The organism is uncultured Succinivibrio sp. (assembly GCF_902756765.1).
Lineage (GTDB): Bacteria > Pseudomonadota > Gammaproteobacteria > Enterobacterales > Succinivibrionaceae > Succinivibrio.
Window position 1 is genome coordinate 1 of the sequence record NZ_CACVSS010000127.1, and the last position, 4,115, is coordinate 4,115.

2 protein-coding genes are annotated in these 4,115 nt (G+C 37.5%); one reads left to right on the forward strand and one right to left on the reverse strand.

What is annotated here, in order from left to right; translation table 11 throughout:
- Window positions 1-799: transposase (locus QZU45_RS11120; protein ID WP_295355285.1), on the reverse strand; the 799-nt coding region annotated here is incomplete at its 3' end.
- A gap of 725 nt (window positions 800-1,524) precedes the next feature.
- Here QZU45_RS11120 and lon point away from each other — a divergent pair.
- Window positions 1,525-4,029, forward strand: coding sequence for an endopeptidase La (gene lon / locus QZU45_RS11125; protein ID WP_083425380.1), 2,505 nt, complete (start codon window positions 1,525-1,527; stop codon window positions 4,027-4,029).
- Window positions 4,030-4,115: the final 86 nt, after the last annotated feature.

Genomic DNA, 4,115 nt, shown 5'->3' on the forward strand with positions numbered 1-4,115 from the left:
AGAGTTTTATTCTGAGTTTAATGTATCTTTTTGAATCTTTTTTCTTTCTGCTTAATCTCCTTTGCAGTTTTTCTATATTTTCATAAACAGGATTCAGCCTGTCTTTTAATGACGGTATGTAGTTCTCATCTGATAAGGTGGCAAATCTGACCACTCCCATATCAATACCTACAGCTGTATTTAAATTAAGTTCCTGTATCATAGGATTTAATTCAAACTCTGTCTGAACAGAGATATACCAGTCACCATGATTAAGTGAAACTGTAACATTCTTTGGTTTACCAAAGATGTTTCTGGATTTACGGTACTTCACCCAGCCTATCTTGGGAAGCCATATCTTCTTTCTGTCTTCATCAAGTTCAAAGCCCTGAGGAAATCTGAAGCTGTTATGAAGAACCTTCTTTTTGAATCTTGGTAAACCGCCTTTTCCTTCAAAGAATCTATGATAGGCTCTCATCAAATCCTGAGCTTTCTGCTGTAAAGCCTGAGCAGGACATTCCTGTAAAAAAGGATATTCTTTCCTTAAATCAGGAAGCAGATAGTTTAATCCTGTAATACCTTTATAGCACAAAGGTCTGAAACTAAGCTTCCTTGCTTCATCCCTGTTTAAGGCTTCTCCATTACTCTGTCTGGAATCTATTTCCTCAAGATATTCCCTGAAGTCTTCCCTGCATTTGAAGAGTAAATGGTTATATACAAATCTGGTACAGCCTGCAGCCCTACTGAAAAAACGTCGCTGTTCTCCATTAGGCTCAAGCTTAAATTTAAAAGCAAGTTTTGCTAGATTTGTATCTGCCATATATATAGTTATTATTTTTAAACTTTATTAAACAATATATATATTATAGCATACTTTTTGGCCGTTATTTATAAGATTTAATTTTAATTATAAAGATTTTATATGTATTTATAATAATAAATATGACTACTTAGTGTTTTAACATAAGTATGCTATATAATCAAAATATCTAAATCAACATAGTAAGAATAAATAATATATTATATTGTTCAAAACTGAATGATGTATATGTTTTATATGATAATTATCTAGTTAACGGAGGTGATCGTAATTTAATACAGATGTTGAGTAGCGTTATGGAGAACTGACGCTTCTCAAATAATGAATTATTTAACTTGTCTAATCTTCAGAATTTTTGAGAAGATAAACTTGAAATTAGTTCTCTTTATGCCCATATATATGACTGAGACTTTCTGAAAAATTGATAGGTATTTTTAATTTTGAGATGCATTTTGCACGAGAATTTCTAATATATTATGCAATTTCGCTTCAAAATGTGTTCTAAGCCTACAAGCTTATGTACAAAGATTTTTGCTTTATTAAAAAATGATATAATTCTCTGTGCTTAAAGATATCTAATTCAATTTAAGAAAATTTTCTGAGATTTAGCCTTTTTCCTAATAAATTAGGTTTGAATCTTTATAATCAGATCTGGATAAAACAATCTGATAGTCCTAATCCACGTTTATGGATGGGGACGTCACTTTAAAGTAGTTAACTATATAATGACTGAAACCAAAACTATAAAAAAATCTTCTCCTAAAAAGAAGACTGTAGAGAACAATGAAATGATCCTGCCTCTTATTACCTTAAGAGCGCTGATCATCACACCTAATTCTAAGCTTCAGATTACAGCAGCTCGTGAGAGTTCAATTGCCGCTTTTGAATATGCAAAAGAGCAGGAAGGTGCAAATATTGCAGTTTTCTGCCAGTTGAATGAGGTTGACGAAAAACCTGATTTCAAGGAGTTACATAAGACCGGTGTTCTATGTACTCTTCTTAACATGAAGAAAAAGGACTCTAATACCTATCAGTGTCTGATTTCAGGTTATACCAGAATCAAACTTTTAGAGGTAATAGATGAGCCTGGTTCCTCATTTAGAAAAGCTCGTGTTCTGGTTCTAGAAGAGCCACAGCTTTCTCCTAAAGATGTAAATGATACCTTAAGTGTCCTTAAATCCTGTCTTGAGTACTCAATTGAAAGCTCTGACAAGACTTCTCGTGCCTTAATAGAAGACAGTGTTCCAAAGCATCTGGTTACAGCAATCCTAGAAGAGTCTTCCTTATCAAGACTGACTGATATGCTGACTCAGATCTTAAAGCTGGACAGTCAGACCAAATTTATGCTGCTCTCAACTTTAAATCCGATTGAGAGAGGCCGTATTATTATCAGTCTGTTAAACGGCTACTCCTATAAGTCCGAGCTTGAGAATCACATCATTGATCTTGCCAAACGTTCAATGGAAAAGAATCAGAAGGAATACTTCCTTTCTGAACAGCTTAAGGCCATCAAGAAGGAACTTGGAATTACTCTGTCCGAAGAGGATGATATCCAGAATCTGGTTACCCGTAATGAGAATCTGAATGCTCCTGAATATGTCCATAAGCGAATTGAGAGAGAAATCAAGAAGCTTAATTCCATGAGTGTTAACTCATCAGAGTATTCAATTGTCAGAAACTATGTTGAGACTTTATTGACTCTGCCATGGAATTACGGCACCTCAATTAACGTTGATCTGAAGAAGGCCAAAGAGATCCTTGATAAGGAACACTATGGTCTGACCAAGGTTAAAGACAGAATTTTAGAGTATCTGGCTGTACAGGCTCGAGCAGATAAGCTTCATGGTCCAATTATCTGTCTGATGGGACCTCCAGGTATCGGTAAAACCTCATTAGGTAAATCAATTGCAAATGCAACCGGCAGAAAGTATGTTCGTGTTGCTCTTGGCGGTGTTAATGACGAGGCCGAAATCCGTGGTCACAGAAGAACCTATATCGGAGCTCTTCCTGGAAGAATTATATCCAACATGGTAAAGGTTGGTGTAAACAATCCTTTATTCCTGCTTGATGAGATTGATAAGGTTTCCGCCTCTGCTCATGGTGATCCTTCTTCAGCTCTGCTGGAGGTTTTAGATCCAGAGCAGAACTCAACCTTTGAGGATAACTACATTGAGATTGACTACGATCTGTCCAATGTAATGTTTGTTACAACCGCTAACTCCTACAATATTCCTGGTCCTCTTCTGGACAGAATGGAGATTATTGATCTTTCCTCATATACAGAGGATGAGAAGTTCAATATTGCCAAGGAGCATCTACTGCCAAAGCAGTTAAGACATGCTCATGTAACAGATAAGGAAATCTCAATTGATGATAAGACTCTGCTGCATCTGATCCGCTACTATACTCATGAGGCAGGTGTACGTGAGCTTGAGCGTATTCTAACTGAGCTTATCCGCAAGACCATCAAGGATCTGATGATTGAGCATCCTAAGGCTAAGAAGCTGAAGCATACTTCAATCAATGTGGATGATGTTCACCGTATGCTTGGACCTGAGCGTTATGACTTTACCTCTAAGCTTAATGACAACAAGGTTGGTATTGTTAACGGTCTGTCCTGGTCTTCATTAGGCGGTGATATTCTTCAGCTTGAAGCTGTTGCCAATGAAGGTAAGGGCAAGCATCAGCTTACCGGTAAACTCGGTGAGGTGATGAAGGAGTCTATCTCTACTGCTATTACTGTAGTAAGAACCCTCTCCAAGGATCTGCACCTGAATTCAGATTTCTTTGAGACCTGTGATCTTCACGTTCATGTACCTGAAGGTGCTGTTCCAAAGGACGGTCCATCTGCAGGTGTTGGTATGGTAACTGCTGTTGTTTCAGCCTTGACCGGTAACGCTGTAAGAGCTGATGTTGCCATGACAGGTGAGATTACTCTTCGTGGTGATGTTCTGCCAATCGGCGGTCTGAAAGAGAAGCTTTTAGCTGCAATGCGCGGCGGTATTAAAACAGTGATGATCCCTAAGGAGAACGAGAAGGATCTGTGGGATATTCCTCATGTGGTACAGGAAAAGATGACTATCAAGCCTGTATCCCGCATTGAAGAGGTCTTAAAAACCGCTCTTGTTTCCGATCCATATAAGTTCAAGCCTACAACTATATGGAAGCTTAAGGATAGTAAGAGTACATCAAGCGCTGCCAAAAAGCCTGCTGCTAGGAAAAAGGTTTAAGCTTTAAATCTCCTCAGAAATGAGGAGATTTTCTATGATTAAAACTCTTGTATAAGAGCACAAATTTTTATAATTACACAGGGATG

Coding starts and splice junctions, on each gene's coding strand:
- lon (WP_083425380.1), top strand. CDS start 1,525: ATGACTGAAACCAAAACTATAAAAAAATCTTCTCCTAAAAAGAAGACT.